The sequence below is a fragment of the Shewanella morhuae genome, from assembly GCF_900156405.1.
In the GTDB taxonomy this organism is placed as follows: Bacteria; Pseudomonadota; Gammaproteobacteria; order Enterobacterales; family Shewanellaceae; genus Shewanella; species Shewanella morhuae.
In genome coordinates, this window is record NZ_FTNN01000008.1 from 182118 (window position 1) to 206249 (window position 24132).

The following is a 24132-nucleotide window of genomic DNA, read 5'->3' on the forward strand; positions in this document are numbered from 1 at the left end:
AAAGGCAGGGATATATCCCTGCCTTTTAGATCATTGGCCTCACCAAACGTTATTTTGTTGGTGAAATGGCTGACGCATGCATCCCTTTTGGGCCTGCTTCTACTTCAAAGTGAACTGGCTGGCCTGCTTTTAGAGTTCGATAGCCTTCCATTTCAATGGTAGAATAATGTGCAAAAACGTCCTCACCACCTTGATCAGGGCAAATAAACCCGAATCCTTTGGCGTTGTTGAACCATTTAACAGTTCCGCTTGCCATACTTCAACTTCCTTCTGTTGTTTACTTACCAGTAAGATAGTAAAACTGCTGTAGACGGTTATTCTTTCACCGTCAGAACAACAGAATGTAAGGAGTAAAAGCGGAAGTCAAGCTAAAATTAACAAGTAAGCAACAACTAATTAATTTGATCGGAACAAATTGGAAGAGGCCAACACGAGAGGCTAGTATTAAAAATGGCGAAGATAGGAAATATTGAACACGTTGAAGAACGTATCGAATCAGAGTTGATGCCACCTTCGATGTATAAGGTAGTACTCAATAACGATGATTACACACCAATGGATTTTGTGATTGAAGTTTTACAGGTTTTTTTTCGCAAGAATGAGCAGGAAGCGACCGATATTATGTTAATGATCCATCACCAAGGGAAAGGTATTTGCGGAATTTTCCCTTTTGGGATTGCAGAAACTAAGGTGATACAAGTAAATCAATTTGCAAGACAAAACCAACATCCGTTACTGTGTTCATTAGAGAAAGCATAAAATCGCTTAACTCTGTAGTCTGTTGTTAATTTTTTGGGGGTGCTTATGCTGAACAAAGATCTGGAAGTCACCTTGAATCTGGCGTTTCAGCAAGCCAGAGACGCGCGTCACGAGTATATGACAGTGGAACATCTGTTATTAGCGCTGATCGATAATCCTGCTGCTCAAGAAGCGTTAACCGCTTGTGGCGCAAATCTAGATAAACTCAGAGATGAAGTGGCAAGCTTTATCCAACAAACAACGCCAATCATTGCCGATATTGACGATGACAAAGAAACTCAGCCAACGCTTGGGTTTCAGAGAGTGCTGCAACGTGCAGTATTCCATGTGCAGTCATCGGGCCGCAATGAAGTGAATGGTGCTAATGTTTTAGTCGCTATTTTTAGTGAACAAGAATCCCAAGCCGTATATTTATTACGCCGCTGTGATATCAGTCGCTTAGATGTGGTGAACTTTATTTCCCATGGTTTTGCGAAAAATGACGATGCTGAATCGCCACAAGATCAAGAACGTGTCGAAGAACAGGGCGAAAGCAGTGAAGAGCGCAGCATGTTGTCACAATTTGCGTCCAACTTAAACCAGCTGGCTAAACAAGGGGATATCGACCCTTTAATTGGTCGCGATCAAGAAATTGAGCGCGCTATTCAAACCCTATGCCGTCGCCGTAAAAATAACCCGCTGTTAGTGGGTGAGGCTGGCGTAGGTAAAACTGCGATTGCTGAAGGCCTAGCGTATCGTATCGTTAATAAACAAGTGCCCGATGTAATGTTAGAAGCGACGGTCTATTCCTTAGATTTAGGCTCACTACTGGCAGGGACAAAATATCGCGGTGATTTTGAAAAGCGCTTTAAGAACCTACTAAAAGAGTTAGCCGCCGATAAACATGCCATTTTGTTTATCGATGAAATTCACACCATTATCGGTGCGGGCGCAGCTTCTGGCGGGGTAATGGATGCCTCCAACCTGTTAAAGCCTTTATTATCTAGCGGTAATTTGCGCTGTATGGGCTCGACGACGTTCCAAGAATATCAAAGTATTTTTGAGAAAGACCGCGCGCTTGCCCGTCGTTTCCAAAAGGTGGATATCAATGAGCCTTCAGTGGAAGAAACCACGAAGATTTTGATGGGGCTTAAGTCTAAATACGAAGAATATCATGGGGTTCGTTATACTCAAGCCGCTATCAGTAGCGCAGCGGTATTATCGGCGAAGCATATCAATGATAGGCATTTACCTGATAAAGCCATTGATGTAATTGATGAAGCGGGTGCGCGTATGGTGATGTTGCCGATAAGTAAGCGCAAAAAGACTATAGGCCAAGCTGAAATTGAATCCATTGTGGCAAAAATGGCACGAATTCCTGAAAAATCGGTATCGGCTACGGATAAAGACTTACTGCGTAATCTTGAGCGTAATTTGAAGATGGTGGTCTTTGGACAAGATAAAGCCATTGAGAGTTTGAGTTCGGCGATTCGCTTATCGCGCAGTGGTTTAGGTACAGATAAAAAACCAGTAGGCAGTTTTTTGTTTGCTGGCCCAACTGGTGTGGGTAAAACTGAAGTCACAAATCAACTGGCTAACTGCCTAGGGATGAAACTGATACGCTTTGATATGTCTGAGTACATGGAAAGCCACACAGTGTCACGTTTGATTGGTGCGCCTCCAGGCTATGTAGGTTATGACCAAGGTGGATTACTAACAGACGCAGTGATTAAAAATCCGCATTGCGTTGTGTTACTAGACGAAATCGAAAAAGCCCACCCTAATGTCTATAACTTACTATTGCAGGTAATGGATCACGGTACATTGACCGATAATAACGGTCGTAAGGCGGACTTTAGAAACGTCACCTTAGTGATGACCACTAACGCGGGTGTACAAGAGACCATTCGTAAATCGATTGGTTTTTCTCAGCAAGATCATACCCAAGATGCATTAGCTGAAATTAATCGGGTATTTTCACCAGAATTTAGAAACCGTCTCGATTCTATCGTGTGGTTCAATCATTTGGATATGACGATTATCGCTAAAGTGGTTGATAAGTTTGTGGTGGAACTACAGGCTCAATTAGATGCTAAGCACGTTACTTTAGATGTCAGCGACGAAGCTAGGACCTTACTTGCCGAGAAAGGCTACGACAAGAACATGGGTGCGCGCCCTATGGCACGAGTCGTGACCGAATTGATCAAACGTCCATTGGCAGACGAGATCTTATTTGGTGCGTTAGAGTCTGGCGGTGTTGCACATGTGGATGTGAAAGAGGGCGAGATTGTTATTCGCACTGAACGCCTTGAAAAAACGACGACAAAAGCTTAGTAATTGATTAATCATTATTTTTAGGCATAAAAATGGCTGCAATTGCAGCCATTTTTTCATCTTTCGCAAACAAAAAAACCCGGTCTTTCCGGGTTTTTAAATCTAAGAGGCTATATCAGCGTGCGCGGAAGACAATGCGACCTTTGGTCAGATCATAAGGAGTCAGCTGGACGGTAACTTTATCGCCAGTGAGGATCCGGATGTAGTTTTTGCGCATTTTGCCTGAAATGTGGGCTATCACCACATGACCATTTTCAAGCTCTACACGAAACATTGTGTTTGGCAAGGTTTCAAGGATAGTGCCTTGCATTTCAATGTTGTCTTCTTTCGCCATTAATAATTATCCCATTAGCCTTCGAATATAAAAAACGGGCGTATCATGCCCCAAATTCACCTTGCTGTAAAGGGGAAGTACTTAGCAAACTTGGGAATACTCCCAGCCCTTAGGAGTCAGAATTTGATAAGGACGGTATAAACGCTTGTAAGACATCTTACGGTTTTCATCTATTTGATATCCGAGATAAACAAATTCTTTGCCCATCAGTTTTGCCAGCCGACACTGAATTAAAATTAACAGTGCGCCAAGTGAGCGATGCTCTTCATTAGGGTCAAAATAGCTATAAATCGCCGACAGACTTTGGGGTAATGTATCCGTGACAGCCACTGCCAATAATTTATTACCTTCATAGACTTCGATAAACGTGGGCGGCAGCCAGTCGCAAAAGAGAAAGTGGTTATATTGATCTTCACTTGGCGGAAACATAGGGCCGTCAAAATGTCGCTCACGAATGTAATGTTCATACAGTGCGTATTGCGCAGCAGTTTGCTCAGAGGTCACCCGCCATGTCAGATCTTGGTTTTTGGCTAAAGTCCGTTTTTGGCGCTTAGATGGCACAAATTCATACGCTGGCACACGGATAGGCTGACACGCACTGCAATGTGGGCATCGAGGTTTATAAATGGAGCTGCCACTGCGGCGAAACCCCACCGCGAGTAAACGCTCAAATAAAAGTGGGTCGAGGGTCTCTTCTTGGATAACCAATAATTGCTCTTGTTGACCATCGAGGTAGCTGCAGGGAAATACTTGGCTGATACCAATAGCAATCGATGCTTTATTCGAGTTCAAGAATGACCTCTTTAGTGGTCCAAGTCATTGGGTTCACGGGGTTGTTTCTCAGTTCGCTCAGTAACGTTATAAAATCAATGCGTTTAATGGCTTTCGCCCCCAAACTTTCTAGGTGGGGATTCATGATTTGCGCATCTATTAGTTTAAACCCCATTTTAACTAAATGCTGTTGCAGTGCTGCAACAGCGGCTTTGGAAGCATTGGTTTTACGGTGAAACATCGATTCGCCGCAAAACACTTGGCCGATTGCTAAGCCGTAAAGTCCACCGATTAAACCTTCACCTTCCCAGACTTCAATGGAATGGGCGTGACCGGTGTTATGCAGCTCGCGATAGGCCATTTGAATTTCTTGAGAGATCCACGTTCCGTCCTGTTTTAGGCGGGGCTGAGCACATCCGGCCATCACATCGGTAAACGCTTGGTTGATTGTAATGCGCCAAGGTTGCTTTTTTAAATACTTGCGCAGACTGGTGCTGATGTGGATTTCATCGGGAATGAACACTGCGCGGGGATCGGGCGACCACCATAAAATGGGATCGTCTTCATTAAACCAAGGGAAAATACCGTTATAGTAAGCCGAGAGTAAACGTTCTGGACGCAAGTCACCGCCGATAGCCAATAAACCATTAGGATCAGTTAAGGCGAGTTCGGGTGAAGGAAAAGCTTCAAATTCGTGATTCAAAAAAGACAGAGACTTCACAATTGAGTATGATTTAGTTATTGGCCTTATTACTACGTTAGCGGAAATTCAGATATGTGGAAACCTACTCTAGCAAGCTTTATGTTTATTTTTGCTTTTCTCATCAACCCCGCTATTGCGGGTTATGAGCGTAATCAAGCTGTACCTGTTGAGAAAGTGCTCTATGGCGATATTACTTCAGTGCGTAATATTACTGAACCCCAGTTAATTGAAGATCGCAATCAAGGTTGGAAAACCTTCGGTGGCGCGTTGGCGGGCGGAGTGATAGGCCATCAGTTTGGCGGTGGTTCAGGCCAAGATGTGGCAACCATTCTAGGCGCGTTAATTGGTGGTGGCATTGGTAATCGATATGGTAGCGGCACCACGACGCAATCGTTAAAGCTGGTTGAATTAATGATTAATCAAGAAGATGGTACGCAAGTTATGGTGATTCAAGATTACGACTCTGGCATGGTCTTTAATGCGGGTGACAGAGTGCGAGTGGTCTATCTGCAAAGTGGTGTGCGTGTCGACTTGGCCATGTAGGCTCAATTATCATCCTTAGTAAAAAATTATTATCTTCAGTAAAAATAAGTGGTGCTGCAATGACACGGATAGAACTAATCCAATATTTAGCTGATTTTTTACATGTGTCGGCTTTTAAAGATTACGCACCTAATGGGTTGCAAATAGAAGGCAAGGATGAAATTCGCACCATAGTCACAGGGGTGACGGCATGTCAGGCCTTGATAGATGAAGCGATTCGTTTAAATGCCGATGCGATTTTGGTCCATCATGGTTTTTTTTGGAAGAACGAGCCGGAAGTGATCACTGGGATGAAGCAACGCCGAATCAAAGCGCTGCTCAAGTATGACATCAACCTATTGGGTTACCATTTACCCTTAGACGCTCATCCCATGCTGGGTAATAACGCGACGTTAGGCAGACAACTTGGGATCATCGATGCAGAAGCCATCGAAGAGGTGGCTCAGGGGCTGTTGTGGCGTGGCAAACTTGATCTTGCCGTTAGTGCTAGCGAATTTTCTAAAACCCTCGAAAATGCTTTAGGCAGAGCACCACTGCATATCGGTAATGGTGATGGTAAAATTCAACATTTAGCTTGGTGCACTGGCGGCGCGCAGGACTATATCGATATTGCGGCAAGTTTAGGCGTGGATGCGTTTATCAGTGGTGAAGTGTCCGAACGCACTTTCCACAGTGCGGTGGAGCAAGGCATACATTATTTTGCGGCTGGACACCATGCGACTGAACGTTTCGGTATTCAAGCCTTAGGTCGCCATCTCGCCCGCGAGTTTGGTTTAGTGCATCATTTTGTTGATATTACTAATCCAGTTTAACGCATATCTTTAGACGGCTACGATACCAATCTAACTAGTTGATCTTTAGTAGAAAAGCTGGTTTGGCTTGGTTTCTTTTATTGTCACTAAAACCTATTTAGCAGTTTATACAAACTGCTATTGGCCAAGATTAGCGGTAACTAGGTAACTAGTTAACTAAATCAGCCGCAAAGCGGATAATATAAAGATGCCTAAAGTGCAAGTGACCAGCGAGCAGACTGTGGTTAGGGCTATAATATTGGCCGCAAGGGGCGCATTTCCACCCATGGCACGCGCCATCACGTAGCTTGCGGCTGCGGTGGGCGCAGAACTCATTAAAAAGACCAGTGCTAACTCAATTTCTCGATAGCCCAACAGCAAGGCTCCAATCGTGATAAAAAATGGGGCAAAGATCAGTTTTAATGAGGTCGAGAACCAAGTCGAATGTTTTTCATGCTTGAGTGAACCAATATCGAGCGAACCGCCAGTGCACAGTAGTGCTAAGGGCAGGGTCATATTGGCAAAGTAGTGTCCCGCATCGAGCACCATTTTCGGTACTGGAATAGCAAGTAAATAGAACAACATACCGACCATAATAGCAATGATCAGTGGGTTTTTGGTGATGGTCTTGATGATCACGCCAAATGCACGTTGGCTGGATTCTTCGCCTTTAGGGCTTAGGCAAATAACCGCTTGAATGTTATACAGCAGTGTCATCGAGGCGACATAGACCGCGGCTAAGGCAACGCCAGAACTCCCATAAGCGTTAGAAACATAAGCTAAGCCAATAATGGCGGTATTGGCCCTAAATCCCCCTTGAATGATCACACCTTGGTCTTTGTGCTTGGGAAAAAGCCGCCCAGTTGCATAAGTGGAGAGTATAAAAAACAATAGATTGGCTACCAAACCATAGCCAATCAAGTGAGCGCTGGAGGCAAGACTGTGATTGGAGCTGATGATACTGAGAAACAGTAACGCCGGCAGTGTTACGTTAAAGACTAATTTTGATGCGACATCAATAAAGTTTTCATTGATGATTTGGGTGCGTTTTAGGAGCACGCCGAGTGCTAACATTAAACAAATAGGACCTGTTATTGATGCAGAAAACAGTAACTGCTCAATGATCATTTCCATAGTTATTCCTTGAATTATTCACTTAAAATCCTGTCGATTTTAGACTTGTCAAAAATATGAATACCACACTGCAGCAAATGTTGTGGTGATAGAGATACGCGCATCAACTTAATCCCTTAAACTATGTGTTGTAAACTTGGTATCTTAAACTCAATCTTTACATTCAACAGCTTAAGAAATAAGAGATACTCAGTGCCCACGAACGATAACAACAAATAAGGCCACATAAAATGCGGCCTTACTGATTTTTTGAGTATGGTCTAATGCGGATTACTTAACGCGCATGCCAGGCTGGGCGCCTTCATGGGGTTCTAAAATCCAAAGGTCGCTGCCACCTGGCCCTGCGGCAAGTACCATGCCTTCTGACATGCCAAAACGCATTTTACGTGGTGCTAAGTTCGCTACCATCACCGTCAGTTTGCCTTCGAGATCTTCTGGCGAATAGGCTGATTTAATGCCTGCAAACACTTGGCGTGTTTCGCCACCAATATCGAGTTGTAACTTCAGCAGTTTATCGGCATCAGCAACATGTTCAGCTTTAACGATGCGAGCGATACGCAGGTCGATTTTAGCAAAATCATCAAAGTTGATGGTTTCACTGATAGGATCGTCAACCAGCGGCTCACCGCTAACAACTGAAGCCTCAGCCGTCTTTTCAGCTACTGCTGTCTTTGGCGCATCGGCCGTGACTTGCAAGTTATCCTTAGAATCAGCGACCATAGCATTAACTTTATCTAACTCAACACGCTGCATCATGGCTTTGAATGGCGCGATTTCATGGCCCGCTAAATCTTGGCTCAATGCATCCCAAGTCAGTGGCAATTGGAAGAAGGCTTCCACATCTTGCGCTAAACGTGGCAATACAGGTTTTAGATAAGTCACCAAAATACGGAACAGATTCAAGGCGTTTGAACATACTTGATGGGCGGCTTCCTGTTGGTCATCGTGTTTCACCATTTGCCAAGGCGCGGCATCAGCCACAAAACCGTTAGCAATATCTGCCAGTGCCATGATTTCGCGCACGGCTTTGCCATATTCGCGAGTCTCGTAAAATTCGGCAATCACGTCTTGTTTGGCTAAAAACACTTCAGTTAAGCTGGTATCGCTAATTTTTGCGAGCTTGCCGTCGAAACGTTTAGTGATAAAGCCGGCGGTACGTGAGGCTAAGTTCACTAATTTACCGACTAGATCTGAGTTAACTCGCTGGGCGAAATCTTCAAGATTTAAATCTAAGTCGTCGATACGACTGCTGAGTTTTGCGGCGTAGTAGTAACGTAAATATTCAGGATCCAAATGTTCTAGATACGTGCGCGCCTTGATGAAAGTGCCTTTGGATTTTGACATTTTCGCGCCGTTGACTGTCACGTAGCCGTGGGCATAGACGCTATTTGGCTGGCGATAGCCTGAGCCGTGCAGCATGGCGGGCCAGAACAAGCTGTGGAAGTAAACAATATCTTTGCCAATGAAGTGATAAACCTCGGCTGTAGAATCTTTACCCCAAAACTCATCGAAGCTCAGCTCTGGACGTTTGTCACATAGATTTTTAAATGAACCCATGTAACCAATTGGCGCATCTAGCCAAACGTAGAAATATTTGCCCGGCGCATCGGGGATTTCGAAACCAAAATACGGTGCATCACGGGTAATATCCCACTGTTTTAAACCTTGCTCAAACCATTCGTCGAGTTTGTTAGCCATTTCGACTTGCAGAGCGCCCGAGCGGGTCCACTCTTTTAGCATGCCTTCGAAGGCGGGTAGGTCAAAGAAAAAGTGCTCAGAATCTTTCATTACTGGCGTTGCACCCGATACCGCTGATTTAGGGTTTATCAGTTCGGTTGGGCTATAAGTTGCGCCGCAGGCATCGCAGTTATCGCCGTATTGGTCAGGCGACTTACACTTAGGGCATGTCCCTTTAACAAAACGGTCGGGCAGGAACATGGATTTTTCAGGATCGAACAACTGAGAAATGCTCTTGCTCTTGATGTAACCATTGGCACGTAGTTTAAGATAAATATCGTTCGCCAATACGCGGTTTTCTTCACTGTGGGTGCTGTGATAGTTATCGAAAGCAATATTGAAATCAGCAAAATCCTGCTGATGTTCAGTGTTCACTTGGGCAATCATATCTTCAGGCGCGATGCCTAATTGCTGTGCTTTGAGCATGATTGGCGTGCCATGGGCATCATCGGCACAAATATAGTGGCACTCATGTCCACGAAGTTTTTGATAACGCGACCAGATATCAGTTTGGATGTATTCCAACATGTGACCTAAGTGTATCGGTCCGTTTGCATAGGGAAGTGCGCTGGTCACGAGAATTTTACGTTGTGAAGTTGCCATCTGTTCTCAAATATCGTGGTGGGCCAAAAATATTGGTAGAGATACTAACTGATTACAGGATGATTTTCATCAAAACCTGAGTCGATTGAGCTAAAACTGCGCTAATGTTTTCAGCATTATCTGGTACACTTGCACAAATTTATCAGTGGGGGTAATTCTTTTGTCTTCAATACAAACCGATTATCGTCTAAATGACGATCTTCTCGAGCCTGTTCTGGCTATTCTCGATTCATTTGTTGACCCGTATTTATCAAAGGGGTTAGTGAGCGCAGGATGCGTAAACAAACTTGCGTTGGAAGGTAAGCGTTTGTTGCTTGGCTTAGTTTATCCGTACCCTTGCATGACACAGTATCGCGATACTGTGATGGCGTTGACGAACAAGTTAGCCGTTCTTGATGCTATCGATGAGGTTGAATGCGAAATTGATTTTCAACCTAAAGTCTATTCCGCTTTATCTGCTATTGCGCCTATTGCTAATGTAAAACAAGTGATTGCAGTTGCATCAGGTAAAGGTGGTGTAGGTAAATCAACTACTGCGGTTAACCTTGCTTTAGCGTTAGCAGCAGAAGGCGCACAAGTCGGTATCCTCGATGCGGATATTTACGGTCCGTCCGTGCCTATGATGTTAGGCATTCCTAATTTCAAACCGGTTTCACCCGATGGCAAACATATGACCGCAGCCAGTGCCCATGGCATTGCCGCGCAATCGATTGGTTTTATGCTCAGTGGTGATGAGGCCGCCGTATGGCGTGGTCCTATGGCTGCTGGCGCACTGGCACAATTGCTGAACGAAACCCAATGGCCAGAGCTGGATTATTTAGTGATTGATATGCCGCCAGGTACTGGGGATATTCAATTAACGTTGTCGCAAAAAGTGCCTGTAAGTGGCGCAGTTATTGTTACAACGCCACAAGATATCGCGCTGGCTGACGCCCAAAAAGGCATCAACATGTTCCAAAAAGTGAACATTCCAGTGCTGGGTATTGTCGAAAATATGAGTTTTCATTTATGTCCTGAATGTGGCCATAAAGAACACCCATTTGGTACGCACGGTGGCAGTAAAATGGCCGAGCGTTATAACGTGCCATTGTTAGGGGCTTTGCCGCTACATATTAATATTCGTGAAGCAATGGATATCGGTTCTCCTACAGTGGTAGCGGATCCTGACAGCGAAGTAGCCGCACTTTATCGGGAAATTGCCCGTAAAGTGGGCGCCGAATTGGCACTCAAACAGAGCCAAAAAGCAGTTTCTATCAGCATGTCAGACGACGAGTAAGGTTTAAGGGTATGAATTCTCAGCAGTGTGTCGTTATTGCAATTGCAGGCGCGTCAGCATCGGGCAAAAGTTTAATTGCCAAAACGATTTTTGACGAATTACGTCGCGATTTAGGCACAGATCAAATAGGGGTAATTAATGAAGATGCGTATTATCGCGATCAGAGTCATTTATCCATGGATGAACGGATATTAACCAATTACGATCATCCCAAAGCGCTAGACCACCAACTGCTGTGTACCCATTTACAGTTACTTAAGTCTGGCGAAGCTGTTGATATCCCTTGTTATAGTTATACTGAACACACCCGCACCGCAGAAACGCTTACTATGACCCCTAAAAAGGTCATTATCTTAGAAGGTATTTTGTTACTGACTGACCCTAAGTTACGTGCACTGATGGATGCGAGTGTGTTTATGGATACACCACTAGACATTTGTTTCTTACGTCGTTTAACCCGTGATGTGGCAGAGCGCGGCCGTACTATGGAATCGGTGATTTCTCAATACAAAAAAACCGTGCGCCCAATGTTCTTACAGTTTATTGATCCATCGAAACAATACGCCGACATTATCGTGCCCCGTGGCGGTAAAAATCGTATAGCGACCGATATTTTAAAAACGCGTATTCAACATTTACTGGCGAAATAACGAAATAGCAACTCAAGGAGTAATAGGCAAGATGCGCTTAACTGATATCGAAATTGAACAAGCCCTTGATAACGGCACTATTGTAATAGAACCTCGCCCCGGCATTGAGGCTATTTCAGGCGTCAGTGTTGACGTGCGCTTAGGTGGACAGTTTCGAGTCTTTAAAGATCATACCGCGCCTTTTATCGACTTGAGTGGCCCTAGTGCTGAAATGCAAACGGCGCTCGATCGGGTGATGAGTGAGATTATCGAAATCCCCGATGGAGAAGCCTTTTTCTTGCATCCTGGCGAATTAGCGCTGGCCGTCACCTATGAGAGCGTGACGTTACCCGCCGATATCGTCGGTTGGCTTGATGGCCGTTCATCACTGGCACGTTTAGGCTTAATGGTGCATGTGACTGCGCACCGAATCGATCCGGGTTGGCAGGGGAAAATTGTGCTCGAGTTTTTTAACAGCGGCAAGTTACCTTTAGCCCTACGCCCGCGTATGACCATAGGCGCGCTTAATTTTGAACGCCTAAATCATGCGGTCGCCCGTCCTTATAACACTCGCAAGAATGCTAAATACAAAGATCAACAAGAAGCGGTGGCTAGCCGTATCAGTCAGGACTAAGTCTGGTGATTTGGGTAAACGGCGTAGCGCAGGCGAATATCGATCCTACCGATCGAGGCATTGCCTACGGTGATGGCCTGTTTGCGACCATGCGAACCGGCGCTGAGGGGGTTTTATTTTTTGAAACCCATCAAGCTCGTTTAACTGCAGGCGCCGCAAGACTTGGATTTCAATGGCAAATGAGTGAAGCATTGCAACAACAGCTTCAGGCTTTAGCCATTGAGTATCCACAGCATTGTATTAAGTTAATCGTTACCCGTGGTGTTGGTGGCCGTGGCTACACACCACCAGAAACAGTTAAACCTACTGAAATTGTTTCAGTGCATACTATTCCGAGCCATTATATCCAGTGGCAACAACGGGGTATTTGCCTTAAAACCTCGTCGATACGCTTAGGTTTGCAGCCTTTATTGGCTGGAGTAAAGCACTTAAATCGACTCGAGCAGGTGTTGATAAAATCTCATCCGCTACCGCAGGGCTTTGACGACTGGCTAGTGACTGATATTGAAGATAATGTGATTGAGTCTTCAATGGCGAATGTATTTTTTATCAAAGGTAATTGCGTATTTACTCCTTCATTAGCGCTGTGTGGCGTGGCGGGCGTGATGCGTGAGCAGGTTATGCTCGCCTTGCTTGAACAGAACATCAATATTGAATGTTTGCCCGTTGGCGCCGAGCGTTTAATCGAATTTGACTCAGCGTTTATCACTAACAGCATTTTAGGCATAGTGGATGTGCTAGCGATTGATTCGCTCACATTCACTCGTACTCCTATTACTGCGCAACTTAGACAGACACTTTCACTTATCCTATGAAAAAAATCATTATTATTGCCAGTTCAACCCTGTTGACCTTGCTGACGTTAGCCTGTGTGGGAGCTTTTTGGGGCTATCAAACAGTGATTGAATACAGCCAAACACCGCTAAGTTTAAGTGAGCCTAGAGAGTTGACTGTTGCCCGCGGTACCAGTGTGAATCAATTGGCACAACAACTCGCTGATGACGGCGTGATCCAAGATACTTGGAAACTCAAATGGTTACTAAAGTTTCGCCCTGAGCTGGCGAATATTCGTAGCGGGCTTTACGAAATGTCACCATTACAAACCGTTACTGATTTACTTAATGATTTGATTGTCGGCAAGGTTAAAACCTTCAGTTTAACCTTAGTTGAAGGGAAAACTATCGCTGAGTGGGAACAACAATTAGCCAGTGCTCCGCATTTAAAAATGTCGCCAGAGGTCTTTGTGGCGGTATTGATGGAGCAGGGTGATGACTCCGCGTTGCCCGAAGGTAAATTTTTCCCCGACACTTACCATTATACTGCTGAGGCAGATGTTAAAGTCCTACTGACTCAAAGTTATAAAATGATGGAGCAGGAGCTTGCCAAAGCGTGGGCAGAACGAGCGCCCAATTTACCGTTAAAATCACCCTACGAAATGTTAATTTTGGCATCGATAGTTGAAAAAGAAACTGGTCAGGCCCATGAACGGGAGCAAATAGCGGGAGTATTTGTTAATCGTCTTAATCAAGGCATGCGCCTACAAACCGATCCGACTGTAATTTACGGTATGGGTGAGCGCTATAAGGGTAATATTACCCGTAAAGATTTAGTCGAAGAAACGCCGTTTAATACTTATCGTATCTTTGGATTACCACCGACCCCGATTGCAGCGCCGAGTAAAGCGTCACTAGCTGCAGTGTCTAAACCTGCCAGCGTGAGTTATCTTTATTTTGTATCGCGCAACGATGGCACCCATGTGTTTTCCAGTACGCTTGAAGAACACAATAATGCCGTTGATATATACCAGCGCAAGAAAAAACCAGTAGCGCCAGTAAAGTCACCTAAGTAAAAACAGAGAAATCCCATGTCAGTTCATGCAAAGTTTATTGTTATTGAGGGGTTAGAAGGTGCGGGTAAGTCGAGCGCCATTGCCCTCATTCGTGATTTTATTGAAAAACATAGCGGTCAGGCGCCAACTTGTACCCGCGAACCAGGCGGTACGCCGCTCGCTGAACGCATCCGCGATTTAGTCAAAATAGCCGATGCTAGCGATCCACTATGTGATGAGGCCGAGTGTTTATTGATTTATGCCGCTAGAGCACAGTTGATTGCTAATGTGATTAAACCTGCGCTCGCGCAAGGACTGTGGGTGTTGGGCGATCGGCATAATTTATCGTCACTGGCCTATCAAGGTGGTGGCAGGGGCTTAATGCCGTTAGTGGAGGCGGTGAGCCATGCCACGTTAAAAGGATTTAAACCTGATTTGACTTTGTACCTAGATTTAGATCCTAAGCTTGGGCTCGCACGCGCAGCTAAGCGCGGTGAACTGGATAGAATTGAGCAACAAGCGATTGATTTTTTCGAGCGGGCTCGTGCCACGTATCTTAAACTTGCCAGCGAAGATGACAGCATTATTGTTATTGATGCGAGTCAAACCATGGCCGAAGTTCATAAGGATATTTTAGCCGTGCTACAGGCGATGACATGGTAGCCGAGTTAGCATATACGGCTGAGCAATTGCCTTGGCTTGAAACGCCAAGGCAAGCATTTTTAGCGCAATTAATCGGACAAAAAATCCCCCATGCTCAGCTCGTCGGTATTGATTCTGCCTATGGCGGCGAATTACTGGCTATTTTTATGGCGCGTGCGGCCATGTGTGTGCAACCCACGCGAGTAGGAGCCTGCGGTTTTTGTAAGTCTTGCCAGCTGTTTGATGCGGGTAATCATCCCGATTTTTACCATATTGCCGCTGATGGTAATCAAATTAAGGTCGATCAAATTCGTGAACTGTGCACTCGCCTAACCGCCACTGCACAGCAAAATGGCCGACGTGTCGCTGTTATTCATCATAGTGAGCGACTTAACTCCGCCGCTGCCAATGCGCTACTTAAAACCCTTGAAGAACCCGGTAAAGACACTTTACTCATATTGCAATCAGATACGCCTGCACGTTTGATGGCGACTGTCAGCAGCCGCTGTCAGCGGATTCCTTTTGTGGTACCGAACAGAGAAACGATTAAAAATTGGTTAGCGCAACAGTGCGCCATCCAAGAAGATGTGACTTGGTGCCTTAGCGTAGTGGGTGGGCCATTAAAGCTGGCAGAGAGTTTGCTAACTAACGACGTGCAGCAAAGTCGCTATCAATCTTTGCTACAGTTTCGCAAAGATTGGGCTCAAAGTTTGTCGTCGGGTCATCTGTGTGCTAGTTTGTTAATAATAAGTGAACAACAAATAATTGATGCTCTTAAGGTTTTATACTTACTGATGCGACAAGTTTTATTAAAAAACAGCCATCAAGATGCGTTTATCCAAGCGCAGATCGGGAACTTGGCGGCGAAGATCATGGGAATGTGTCATAGTTTGAGTACAATGCCGAGCGTCAATTATCTGGCCTTGTGTCAAAGTTATGTCTTAGAATATAGAGAGATAATAAAATAAGAAATATACCATGGTAGATCTCGTCGTTAATTTTGATACCTTACATCAGCTATACCGCGCCTATATGCCGTTTATTAAGCCGGCAGGATTGTTCATTGCAACCAGTGAAAGCCATTATCTCGGTCAGCCACTGACGATTTCATATCGTTTGCCGGGCGCAACACTCATGAATGAATTTCGCGGTATCGTGGTCTGGATAAATCCTTTAGGCGCTTCTGGCGGCCGTCCTGTGGGCATTGGTATTAAAATAGTATCTGAGCCCGATAGTCATAAACATCATATCGAAAAGTTACTTTCCCGTGAACTCGCATCTGGCGATTTAACCTGCACTATGTAGGTCTATAACTCATTTGTTAACGCTTACTCGCGGTCAAAACCTGTTGTTAATGTCTATGGAATTTGACCTCGATCCTTTGGCTGGGTATCCTTGTCGTCCTTTTATTACTCTGCTTGGAAATCTCTGTGCTTATTGATTCACACTGTCATCTTGATCGCCTCAAAGCGGCGCCAGATCAACAAACCTTAGAAAATATTCTTGCTAGTGCTAAAGCTCGTGGCGTCGATTATATGTTGTGCGTCAATGTGCGTCAGCAAGGATTTGAGTCGATGCGAGATAAGGTGGCAGCCTTTGAACAGGTATTTTTATCATCGGGTGTGCATCCTTTAGATGTGAAAGAAGGGCTCGATGTTGAGCAAATTCGTCGCTTCGCTACTGATCCTAAAGTGGTTGCGATTGGTGAAACTGGCTTAGATTATTTTTATGCTGATGATACAAAATTACTGCAACAACAATGTTTTGAACAACAAATAGCCCTAGCAGTAGAAGTAAATAAACCTTTGATTGTGCATACCCGTGATGCACGTGAAGACACCATCAATATGTTAAAGCAGGGCAACGCAGATAAAGTTGGCGGTGTGTTGCATTGCTTTACTGAAAACTGGGAAATGGCGAAAGCGGCGATTGATTTGGGCTTTTATATTTCAGTGTCAGGCATAGTCACCTTTAAAAATGCTGGTGAACTGCGTACCGTGATTCGTAAAGTGCCTCAGGATCGCCTGCTAGTTGAAACGGATTCCCCCTATTTGGCACCTATTCCGCACCGTGGACAAGAGAACCAGCCTGCCTATGTGCGTGATGTCGCGGAGTTCGTAGCCGAGCTTAGAGGTGAGCGTTACGAAGAGCTAGCAGAGTACACCAGCAATAACTTCTTTAATTTATTCAAAGATGCGGCGCGTTTGGTTGGCCGATAGTAGTGTGCTTTACCCAAGGCGATATGTTGGCGTGTTTGCCCTATACAGGTATAAAAAAAGGCCCAAAACGATTAAAGCTGTTTGGGCCTAGGGGAATGGCTCATTGAAGAGCCGTGCGCTACAGATGAAAGCGCCATACAGCACGCTTTACAATAGATTCAGTGTAGCTGAGTTTTTATCCTCGAGTTTTTTATCCTTCCCCTTTTTTAGGTTATTTATCGCTAAAAAACAGCGATACTATAACGATTTTATCTGTTCTGGCAGCAGTAACACTTTATCTTTTACTAAGTCTCTGGGCAGGTTGTTTTTTAATTTATTGCCTAAGTGTTTCGCCATGCCTAATGGGGCGCCGCCATAACAAACAATCACTTCACCTTGGGCTTTTACTGCTGTATTTAAAGGAATATCTCGTCCCATTAAATACTCTTTGGCTTCAACATCATTTACATCAACCGTTTTTGCCGCTGGGCTAAGCTGCTTTCCCGCTAATGCAATAATTGCTTCATGGCGCACTTTAAAGCCGTGCTTACTGTTATCGGCGAGTTTAATACCAATACGCTGAAATCGCATACGACCGATAAAGTTGTTGAACACGTGCGGAAATAACCAAAATTCGTCATCGCGAATCATAATGAGTTCGTCCGGCAAGTTTATGCCTAAATCTTGCTGAAAATACTCTTTAATTCCTTGAGCTTGTTTTGCTGAAGCGGGCGTAAAAGGAAAGTTTTTTTGCTGTTTAGGCTCGGGCAGTAAACGCGGCACTGAGGCGGTTTTGGTTAATTTTGCGACGAAAAAACCTTCACTGTCGTAAATCTGTGGCCAGACATGTAAGAAACCTTCAGCAGTTGTGGCCTTTTCTGCACCATCAAATAAATCATGTAAGGATTCAAATTGCACGGCATCGCCGTAGGCTTGTTTTAAATACTCACATACGCCTTGGTTTTCGAGGCGATTTAAGGTGCAGGTCGAGTAAACTAAACTGCCGCCGGGTTTCAGGGCGAGAAAAGCGGATTCTATTAAGGCTTTTTGAGTTTCGCTAATCGCCACCACATCGTCTAGGCTCCAATGCTTTAGCGCATCGACGTCTTTACGCACTGTGCCTTCGCCGCCACATGGCGCATCGATGAGCACAGCATCAAAACTTTCATACAAGTATTCACCAAACACACGGCCATCAAAATGGGTCAGTGCGCAGTGGCTTGCGCCCATACGCAGTACGTTGGCGTGTAAGACTTTCACGCGGCTTGCCGAATACTCATTGGCCACCAATAAACCTTGGTTTTGCATTAGTGCAGCCATTTGAGTGGTTTTTGAACCTGGCGCTGATGCGAGATCGAGTACGCATTGCCAATTTGCATTGTGTGTAAAAAGTGCTGTTGGCGGCAACATAGAGCTGGCTTCTTGAATGTAGAATAAGCCCTGAATATGCTCTAAAGCATTGCCGAGTTGTTCTTCTTCGTCGTAGCTTATCCAAAAACCATCAGCGCACCAAGGAATCGACTCGAACCTCCAACCCTTAGGCTGCATCAGCGTTTTAAAATCGTCACTGCTGATTTTTAAGGTATTAACTCGAATGGAGCGTCTAAGCGGCCTGTCGCAGGCGGCAATAAACTCGTCCATGGATAAATGGGCGGGGAGTTCTTGGGTGATTGTGTTGATAAAATTTTGATTTAATTGAACCATTGACGTTATTGGACCATTGATTTCATTGCACGAGAGGGAAATAGACTGTGTTTCAACGGGCGCAAGTATATCATAATCCCTTATTAGGGCTGAGATTTTCTCCTTTGATACTCTGTGGATGTGGCCACTTAACGCGATAGGCACTGACAATCGTACAGATATTGAATTGAACCACCAAAGTTAACGCACTGCAGCGTTAAGTTTAATAGAATAAAAATAAGTAAAATAAAGGGGATAGGTGTGCTAAATCGTGTGTGGTTAGCTTTTTTTATCACGGCACTGCTCGCAATTGCGGTGCAGTTGTTAAATGGTCACTTTGACGTTTTATCGGTTTCGGTAGCTGCATTATTTGCTAGCGCTAAGCTTGCCGCTGAAATATCCCTTGGGCTGATTGGCGTACTCTCTCTGTGGATGGGATTGATGCAGGTCGGTGAAAAGGCCGGTGTTGTTGGTGCTATCGCCTTTATGTTTGAGCCATTACTGCGCCGTTTGATGCCAGAAGTCCCTAAGGGACATCCTGCCTTTGGCAGCATTACCATGAATTTAACCGCGAATATTTTTGGCTTGGATAATGCAGCCACGCCGCTTGGTTTAAGGGCTATGCATGATTTGCAGAGTTTAAATCCATTAAAAACCGTGGCGACCAATGCGCAAATTTTATTCTTAGTACTCAATACTTCCTCTGTCACTTTAGTGCCAGTAACGGTATTTCTTTACCGCGCCCAGCAAGGTGCTACTGCCCCTGCGGATATTTTTCTGCCGATTTTACTGGCAACCTCAGCATCAACACTAGCGGGCTTGCTGGTGGTGGCATTAGTGCAGCGGATTTCGCTATTGAATTCGGTCGTGCTCGGTTATGGCGCCTTGATGCTCTCTGGCTTAGTGGCGAGTGGGTTTTATTTAATGACCTTAAGTGCACAGGCGATAGGCACTGTATCGACAGTAATGGGTAATGGCATTTTACTGTTACTGGTGTTTACCTTTGTGATTGTTGCTGGTATTCGCAAAGTGGCGGTTTATGATGAGTTTATTGATGGGGCAAAAGCAGGTTTTGCTCAATCAATTCAGCTAATTCCTTATCTGCTCGCTATGTTATTGGCCATTGGTTTGCTGCGCGCATCTGGCGCTCTGGATTATTTGTTGCAACTGATTGCCACTGGCGTGCGTTTATTAGGTTTCGATACTCGTTTTGTCGATGCTATGCCAACTGCACTGATGAAACCTTTTAGTGGCTCAGGCGCCAGAGCTATGATGTTAGAAACCATGGATCACCATGGCGTCGATTCTTTTGCAGGCCGATTAGCGGCGATTTTTCAGGGCAGTACTGAAACTACTTTTTATGTTTTAGCGGTGTATTTTGGATCTGTGGGTATTCGTCATGGACGACATGCCTTAGCCTGTGGATTAACCGCCGATTTTGCGGGTATAAGTGCTGCCATCGCTGTCTGTTATTGGTTTTATGGTTAAAAAGCTTAGCGTTTTAAGATAAGTGCGTTTATGCCATGTATGGTGGAGAAGGGTTGAGATAGTAGTAATAAAAAATCAGGCGCTAATGTGCCTGATTTTTTTATAAAGGTTTAACTTGGTACTATTACTGACTAGGAGTCCAATCTTGCCATTCAGTTTCGGCTTTATGTTGTAACGTTAATATTGCCCCTGCTGCTAAGCGATTATTCGCTTGAGTCGTATCCTTAGTCGCGACATTGATGCCGCCCGCGAGTAAGGTTTCTAGCGAGCCTGCTTCGATTTGCGCACCAGAGAACAAGCCCACATCAACTTTAATGCCTGAGGCATCCCAGAACTGACTGCTTTGATTCACTAAGTGTTTGTATTGCGGCTCAATATGCGCCTGCATCAGCACGCTATTACCCTGTGTCGATAGGCTGTAGCCATCAATTTGACCGACTTTGATACCACGGAAGAAAATCGGCGTGCCGATTTTCATCGAGCCTAAGTTTTTATCTTCTAAGGTAAACTTAAGCGCATCTTCGACAACATTGGCATAGCTGCTGGCTGTGAGGTTGGCAACAAACTGTGTCGATTTCTGATTACTTTTACCTGGCAGCACACCGATATAGGGGCCCGTTATTAAGGTTGCTGGCGCTTTAATTCCCGCAAGGGAAATTTGCGCGTCTACTAAATGATACTCACAATCACTGCGGCTGAAATGTTCGGCATATTCTCCATATAGATAGGCAGTCGCGGTGAGGGTATTTAGATCGGCATTAAGCTTCACCTGCGATACTTCACCCACTTGATGCCCTTGATAACGGATCGCGGCCTTTGCTGCAAGTTTTGATGATGCGGGTAAGGTGAGGCGAATCGCCTGGGCTTGCGCTAATGCCAGTTGCTTGCTCTCATAGAGCTTTAAGTGGGCTGCACTGCTAGTTTTGTCACTATCATCAAGTAATCCCAGACTAATGCTGCCCTTCAATGCTCCTTGAAGCGGCGCAACCGCCACATCAATACCAGCAAGGCTGGCGCTGATGTCCATGGCGCTGTTACGCCAGAATACATTGGGCTTTTTCAGCAAGGATTGGAACTGTTTATCAATCGCGAGCTTAATGGCAAAGTCTTCGGTTTTGCTTTGCCAGTTCACAGACTCAACTAACCCTATTTGCATTTTTTTATAGTAAATCGGTGAGCCTTGGCTGACATCGGCGCCATCTTGACTGACTAATGTTACATGCGTTTGCTGTTGGCGATCATAAAAATCCGTCGCAGCATCCACAGAACTAAACAGAGTAAGATTGCTGTTAGCGGTTAAAGGAGTATCACCGTGACCTTGGAATAAACTAATAGCACCTTGGGTGAAGGTGGTGAAATCTCTGGTTTTAACGGATATACCGTCTAAAGAGGCATTTACTGTTAAAGCCGATTCAGGCACAAAATAGCTATCACTGCGTAGCAGACTGGCAAATTCAGGTTGTAGCTCCAGTTGGTATTCCACCGCGGATAAATCTTTAGTTAACTTAACGCTAAGCACCTTACCAATAGGAATTTGTTTGTAACGTACTTCAGCACTTGGTGCAATGCCCATGTTTTCACTAGAGGTTAAGGTTAATAAACGCTTTTTTGATTGCAGTAAATCAGGCGCTTTCGATTGCAAAATAAAGCTCGTTGGCATAGCTGTTTGAGCCTTGATGCCCGGTAAGAAGTTGATCACACTACCCGTCAGTAACCGTTCTGGATTCTTAATTCCAGAAAGTGAAATATCGGCACCCTCAAGCCAAAACACGCCATCGTTGGTTAAGAGCGAACCATATTGAGGTTCAAATTTAGCTACAGCCGTTATGCCATCGTGACTAAGTTGTTTATTTAACACACTACCAATATTGATACCGCGATAAACGATGCGAGTGCCTTTATTAACACCACTACCGTCGGCCATTGTTAGGTTGACTTCAATGCCGCCAAGGGCGGTGGTTTCTGAGTCAAAAAGCGTAAACGTATCGCCATTTTGGGCGATAGGTGCTGCATCGTCAGAGCTAAAACTTACACCGCCAGCAAGGATTGATGCCAAGCTTTCAGAGTTGACTTGAATACCCGTAAGCGAAGCATCAATTTTTACGCCAGAGACATTCCAAAAGTGTGAGTTTTTCTTCACTAATCGAGCGTATTGTTCTTGAATAAAGACGCTTATCAGTACTCTTTGATTACCGTCTAAACGATAGCTCGCTACGCTACCCACAGGTATTTGGCGGAAGAATATTGGCGAACCAACATCGAGTGACCCGAGTTTATCTGAAGAGAGTTCAACCATCACACCTTCAGAACCAATTAGCATTGGTGGCGGTTGTCGCTCGGCCTCAAAGAAAGTGGCGTCACTGCCTTTTCCTGGCTGAATTGCAATATAGTTACCCGAGAACAATGCATCTAAACCTTCAACACCAGTTATGCTGGCTTTAGGGGTAACGAGCCAGAATAGGGTTTCTTTATTTAAAAAAGGTTTGGCGCGATAGTCCATCATGACTTTGACGTTCACGCCTTTTAAATCCTCATCGATGCCGATGTCTTTCACTTTACCCACAGTTAAGCCTTGGTATTTGACTAAGGTTTTACCGACATCAATCCCAGTCGCACTCGGGAAATGTATTTGAATTTCAATACCCGATTCTTTAATACTCTTAATACCCAGCCAAGCCCCTAATGCCAACGCGACAATAGGCAGTAGCCAAATAGGCGAGAAGAGTTTTTTCTTTACAACTTTTGGCGATTCAATTTGTGTCATCTTGAGGTTCCAATCGATCCCAGAGTAAACGAGTGTCTAACACTTTGGCGGCTAGCTGAGTTAACAGAATAACCAAGGCAAATGCAGTTGCGGCGGGGGCGGGCTTTGCGTCGAGTAGTTGCCCCATGTTCACTAATGCCACTGTGATGGAAATAACGAATAAATCGAGCATAGACCAGCGGCCAATCCATTCAATAGCATGAAAGCCCACCATCAATTTCTTTTTTGAAATGGGAATATCGAAACTAATTGCACACAGATAAATGGATAAACCGATAATTTTAATCCATGGCACTAAAATACTGGCAGTAAAGACAATCATGGCAATGGGGAGCATGTCAGAATTTACTAAATGTAAAATGCCTGAAAAAATAGTGTCGTGCCGCACTTGCCCTTGGTTTGTCAGTATGGTGATAGGATAAATATTGGCAGGCACTAACAAAATAGCGGCAGTGATCAGTAGTGCCCAACTTTTTTGTAGGCTGGAATAGTCCCTAATATGCAGCTCTGCTTGGCAGCGCTGGCAGTGAGTGAGCTCAGTACTGTTTAGTTGTCGGCACATCTTGCATAAACATAGGCCGATATCTTTACCTTGTTGCTTCATATCAGCAATGACCTTCTAATAATGTCCACATGTGTTCTAAGTGGTATTCTCGTTGTAAGAACAAGGTGACAAGAAATAGCATGGTGAAGCAAAACGTACCCATTCCAAAGTAAATATCTGAAAAATCAGAAAGCTGGAATGAAGACACCAAAAAACTGATCACATAAATTTCTAACATTGAAAGCTGCGATAGTGCACCATGAAATTTTAATAACTGTTTTAAAGATTTACGCCAAAAAACACTATTCAAACCCCATTTGACAATTAAAATTTGTGCCAAAATAGATAACAGTAATAAGCCCGGACCAACCACTGCGGCGGTGAGTACGGCTAATCCTACTAACCAATAACCTTGATCAAATACGGCAAATGCCCCTTGAAACACCGTGGTGGTGCGAATGCTGCCAAGAAAATGGATCTCAAGCACAGGCAGGAAGTTTGCTGGAAAATAAAATACTAACGCTGTAATACACAGGGCTAACATACCATTTACAGAGCAATAGGGTGTGTCATAAAGTGCAGTGCTACAACGTGGACAAAGTGCTCTTACGCCGCTAGGCAAAGCTCGCTTGCGAATTGCCAAATCACAGGAACGGCATAAGGTTATTGAATTTTCTGCTGCGTTTTCATGCATATAAAAATATTATTAACCTAATGTTGAGTAGTAACAGCGAGGTTCATACGTGATGTCGTGTTAA

Annotated in this window: 24 protein-coding genes; 14 read left to right on the forward strand and 10 right to left on the reverse strand. The window is 44.6% G+C overall.

The window, feature by feature from the left end:
• Window positions 1-49: 49 nt before the first annotated feature.
• The gene (gene cspD, locus BW947_RS11485) at window positions 50-256 is read right to left on the reverse strand and encodes a cold shock domain-containing protein CspD (RefSeq protein WP_076499694.1); all 207 of its coding nucleotides are present in this window, start codon (window positions 254-256) and stop codon (window positions 50-52) included.
• Between the two features lie 194 nt (window positions 257-450).
• Here cspD and clpS point away from each other — a divergent pair, with 194 nt between their 5' ends.
• Both clpS and clpA read left to right on the forward strand, forming a co-directional pair.
• Window positions 451-759: an ATP-dependent Clp protease adapter ClpS gene (clpS, locus tag BW947_RS11490; RefSeq protein WP_076499696.1), complete on the forward strand. Its 309-nt coding sequence runs from the start codon at window positions 451-453 to the stop codon at window positions 757-759.
• A gap of 45 nt (window positions 760-804) precedes the next feature.
• On the forward strand, window positions 805-3072 hold the full coding sequence (clpA, locus tag BW947_RS11495; protein WP_076499698.1) for an ATP-dependent Clp protease ATP-binding subunit ClpA: 2268 nt from the start codon (window positions 805-807) through the stop codon (window positions 3070-3072).
• A gap of 115 nt (window positions 3073-3187) precedes the next feature.
• Here the strand turns inward: clpA and infA are convergent, their stop codons facing one another.
• The 3 genes from infA to aat all read right to left on the reverse strand — a co-directional run bounded on the left by infA (window position 3188) and on the right by aat (window position 4898).
• The gene (infA, locus tag BW947_RS11500; RefSeq protein ID WP_006081934.1) at window positions 3188-3406 is read right to left on the reverse strand and encodes a translation initiation factor IF-1; all 219 of its coding nucleotides are present in this window, start codon (window positions 3404-3406) and stop codon (window positions 3188-3190) included.
• An 81-nt stretch (window positions 3407-3487) separates the two neighbouring features.
• Window positions 3488-4198 (reverse strand): arginyltransferase, encoded by a 711-nt coding sequence (locus tag BW947_RS11505; RefSeq protein ID WP_076499700.1) that lies wholly within the window; start codon window positions 4196-4198, stop codon window positions 3488-3490.
• The gene (gene aat / locus BW947_RS11510; protein WP_076499702.1) at window positions 4185-4898 is read right to left on the reverse strand and encodes a leucyl/phenylalanyl-tRNA--protein transferase; all 714 of its coding nucleotides are present in this window, start codon (window positions 4896-4898) and stop codon (window positions 4185-4187) included. Before aat ends, BW947_RS11505 begins: the two co-directional genes overlap by 14 nt.
• A gap of 54 nt (window positions 4899-4952) precedes the next feature.
• Between aat and BW947_RS11515 the strand changes: the two genes are divergently transcribed.
• Together BW947_RS11515 and BW947_RS11520 are read left to right on the forward strand one after the other, a co-directional pair.
• A complete protein-coding gene (locus BW947_RS11515) occupies window positions 4953-5423 on the forward strand; it encodes an outer membrane lipoprotein (protein WP_076499704.1) in 471 nt (156 codons plus the stop codon).
• Window positions 5424-5482: 59 nt separating this feature from the next.
• Window positions 5483-6235: a Nif3-like dinuclear metal center hexameric protein gene (locus tag BW947_RS11520; RefSeq protein WP_076499706.1), complete on the forward strand. Its 753-nt coding sequence runs from the start codon at window positions 5483-5485 to the stop codon at window positions 6233-6235.
• 156 nt (window positions 6236-6391) lie between these two features.
• Here the strand turns inward: BW947_RS11520 and BW947_RS11525 are convergent, their stop codons facing one another.
• Window positions 6392-7348, reverse strand: a complete 957-nt coding sequence (locus BW947_RS11525) for an AEC family transporter (RefSeq protein WP_076499708.1) — start codon at window positions 7346-7348, stop codon at window positions 6392-6394.
• Between the two features lie 270 nt (window positions 7349-7618).
• Window positions 7619-9688, reverse strand: a complete 2070-nt coding sequence (metG, locus tag BW947_RS11530) for a methionine--tRNA ligase (RefSeq protein WP_076499710.1) — start codon at window positions 9686-9688, stop codon at window positions 7619-7621.
• Between the two features lie 160 nt (window positions 9689-9848).
• Here metG and apbC point away from each other — a divergent pair, with 160 nt between their 5' ends.
• The 9 genes from apbC (at window position 9849) to BW947_RS11575 (ending at window position 16916) form a co-directional block, all read left to right on the forward strand.
• Window positions 9849-10964: an iron-sulfur cluster carrier protein ApbC gene (gene apbC, locus BW947_RS11535; RefSeq protein ID WP_076499712.1), complete on the forward strand. Its 1116-nt coding sequence runs from the start codon at window positions 9849-9851 to the stop codon at window positions 10962-10964.
• An 11-nt stretch (window positions 10965-10975) separates the two neighbouring features.
• On the forward strand, window positions 10976-11614 hold the full coding sequence (gene udk, locus BW947_RS11540; RefSeq protein ID WP_076499714.1) for a uridine kinase: 639 nt from the start codon (window positions 10976-10978) through the stop codon (window positions 11612-11614).
• Window positions 11615-11645: 31 nt separating this feature from the next.
• Window positions 11646-12227, forward strand: a complete 582-nt coding sequence (gene dcd, locus BW947_RS11545; RefSeq protein WP_076499716.1) for a dCTP deaminase — start codon at window positions 11646-11648, stop codon at window positions 12225-12227.
• Window positions 12228-12232: 5 nt separating this feature from the next.
• The gene (pabC, locus tag BW947_RS11550) at window positions 12233-13042 is read left to right on the forward strand and encodes an aminodeoxychorismate lyase (protein ID WP_076499718.1); all 810 of its coding nucleotides are present in this window, start codon (window positions 12233-12235) and stop codon (window positions 13040-13042) included.
• The gene (mltG, locus tag BW947_RS11555) at window positions 13039-14076 is read left to right on the forward strand and encodes an endolytic transglycosylase MltG (protein ID WP_076499720.1); all 1038 of its coding nucleotides are present in this window, start codon (window positions 13039-13041) and stop codon (window positions 14074-14076) included. Before pabC ends, mltG begins: the two co-directional genes overlap by 4 nt.
• 15 nt (window positions 14077-14091) lie before the next feature.
• Entirely contained in the window at window positions 14092-14718 is a 627-nt protein-coding gene (tmk, locus tag BW947_RS11560) for a dTMP kinase (protein WP_076499722.1), read from the forward strand.
• The gene (holB, locus tag BW947_RS11565; protein WP_076499724.1) at window positions 14712-15665 is read left to right on the forward strand and encodes a DNA polymerase III subunit delta'; all 954 of its coding nucleotides are present in this window, start codon (window positions 14712-14714) and stop codon (window positions 15663-15665) included. The genes tmk and holB overlap by 7 nt, the downstream gene beginning before the upstream one ends.
• Before the next feature lie 10 nt (window positions 15666-15675).
• A complete protein-coding gene (locus BW947_RS11570; RefSeq protein WP_076499726.1) occupies window positions 15676-16002 on the forward strand; it encodes a PilZ domain-containing protein in 327 nt (108 codons plus the stop codon).
• Between the two features lie 125 nt (window positions 16003-16127).
• Window positions 16128-16916 carry a TatD family hydrolase gene (locus BW947_RS11575; protein WP_076499728.1) on the forward strand — a complete coding sequence of 263 codons (789 nt, stop codon included), beginning with the start codon at window positions 16128-16130 and terminating at the stop codon, window positions 16914-16916.
• Between the two features lie 237 nt (window positions 16917-17153).
• On the opposite strand, the gene rsmF is transcribed toward BW947_RS11575, so the two are convergent.
• On the reverse strand, window positions 17154-18599 hold the full coding sequence (rsmF, locus tag BW947_RS11580) for a 16S rRNA (cytosine(1407)-C(5))-methyltransferase RsmF (protein WP_076499730.1): 1446 nt from the start codon (window positions 18597-18599) through the stop codon (window positions 17154-17156).
• Window positions 18600-18839: 240 nt separating this feature from the next.
• Between rsmF and BW947_RS11585 the strand changes: the two genes are divergently transcribed.
• Window positions 18840-20066, forward strand: coding sequence for a nucleoside recognition domain-containing protein (locus BW947_RS11585; RefSeq protein WP_076499732.1), 1227 nt, complete (start codon window positions 18840-18842; stop codon window positions 20064-20066).
• Window positions 20067-20190: 124 nt separating this feature from the next.
• On the opposite strand, the gene BW947_RS11590 is transcribed toward BW947_RS11585, so the two are convergent.
• Genes BW947_RS11590 through BW947_RS11600 form a run of 3 tightly spaced genes read right to left on the reverse strand, consistent with a single transcriptional unit; the run spans window position 20191 to window position 24068 of the window.
• Window positions 20191-22830: a PqiB family protein gene (locus BW947_RS11590; protein WP_076499734.1), complete on the reverse strand. Its 2640-nt coding sequence runs from the start codon at window positions 22828-22830 to the stop codon at window positions 20191-20193.
• Window positions 22817-23434: a paraquat-inducible protein A gene (locus BW947_RS11595; protein ID WP_076499735.1), complete on the reverse strand. Its 618-nt coding sequence runs from the start codon at window positions 23432-23434 to the stop codon at window positions 22817-22819. The genes BW947_RS11590 and BW947_RS11595 overlap by 14 nt, the downstream gene beginning before the upstream one ends.
• 1 nt (window position 23435) lies before the next feature.
• Window positions 23436-24068, reverse strand: a complete 633-nt coding sequence (locus BW947_RS11600; protein ID WP_076499736.1) for a paraquat-inducible protein A — start codon at window positions 24066-24068, stop codon at window positions 23436-23438.
• Window positions 24069-24132 lie beyond the last annotated feature (64 nt).

Excerpts from the sequence above, each read along its gene's own strand:
- cspD (WP_076499694.1), bottom strand. The coding sequence starts at position 256 with ATGGCAAGCGGAACTGTTAAATGGTTCAACAACGCCAAAGGATTCGGG.
- clpS (WP_076499696.1), top strand. The coding sequence starts at position 451 with ATGGCGAAGATAGGAAATATTGAACACGTTGAAGAACGTATCGAATCA.
- clpA (WP_076499698.1), top strand. The coding sequence starts at position 805 with ATGCTGAACAAAGATCTGGAAGTCACCTTGAATCTGGCGTTTCAGCAA.
- infA (WP_006081934.1), bottom strand. The coding sequence starts at position 3,406 with ATGGCGAAAGAAGACAACATTGAAATGCAAGGCACTATCCTTGAAACC.
- BW947_RS11515 (WP_076499704.1), top strand. The coding sequence starts at position 4,953 with ATGTGGAAACCTACTCTAGCAAGCTTTATGTTTATTTTTGCTTTTCTC.
- BW947_RS11520 (WP_076499706.1), top strand. The coding sequence starts at position 5,483 with ATGACACGGATAGAACTAATCCAATATTTAGCTGATTTTTTACATGTG.
- BW947_RS11525 (WP_076499708.1), bottom strand. The coding sequence starts at position 7,348 with ATGGAAATGATCATTGAGCAGTTACTGTTTTCTGCATCAATAACAGGT.
- metG (WP_076499710.1), bottom strand. The coding sequence starts at position 9,688 with ATGGCAACTTCACAACGTAAAATTCTCGTGACCAGCGCACTTCCCTAT.
- udk (WP_076499714.1), top strand. The coding sequence starts at position 10,976 with ATGAATTCTCAGCAGTGTGTCGTTATTGCAATTGCAGGCGCGTCAGCA.
- dcd (WP_076499716.1), top strand. The coding sequence starts at position 11,646 with ATGCGCTTAACTGATATCGAAATTGAACAAGCCCTTGATAACGGCACT.
- mltG (WP_076499720.1), top strand. The coding sequence starts at position 13,039 with ATGAAAAAAATCATTATTATTGCCAGTTCAACCCTGTTGACCTTGCTG.
- tmk (WP_076499722.1), top strand. The coding sequence starts at position 14,092 with ATGTCAGTTCATGCAAAGTTTATTGTTATTGAGGGGTTAGAAGGTGCG.
- holB (WP_076499724.1), top strand. The coding sequence starts at position 14,712 with ATGGTAGCCGAGTTAGCATATACGGCTGAGCAATTGCCTTGGCTTGAA.
- BW947_RS11570 (WP_076499726.1), top strand. The coding sequence starts at position 15,676 with ATGGTAGATCTCGTCGTTAATTTTGATACCTTACATCAGCTATACCGC.
- rsmF (WP_076499730.1), bottom strand. The coding sequence starts at position 18,599 with ATGGTTCAATTAAATCAAAATTTTATCAACACAATCACCCAAGAACTC.
- BW947_RS11590 (WP_076499734.1), bottom strand. The coding sequence starts at position 22,830 with ATGACACAAATTGAATCGCCAAAAGTTGTAAAGAAAAAACTCTTCTCG.
- BW947_RS11595 (WP_076499735.1), bottom strand. The coding sequence starts at position 23,434 with ATGAAGCAACAAGGTAAAGATATCGGCCTATGTTTATGCAAGATGTGC.
- BW947_RS11600 (WP_076499736.1), bottom strand. The coding sequence starts at position 24,068 with ATGCATGAAAACGCAGCAGAAAATTCAATAACCTTATGCCGTTCCTGT.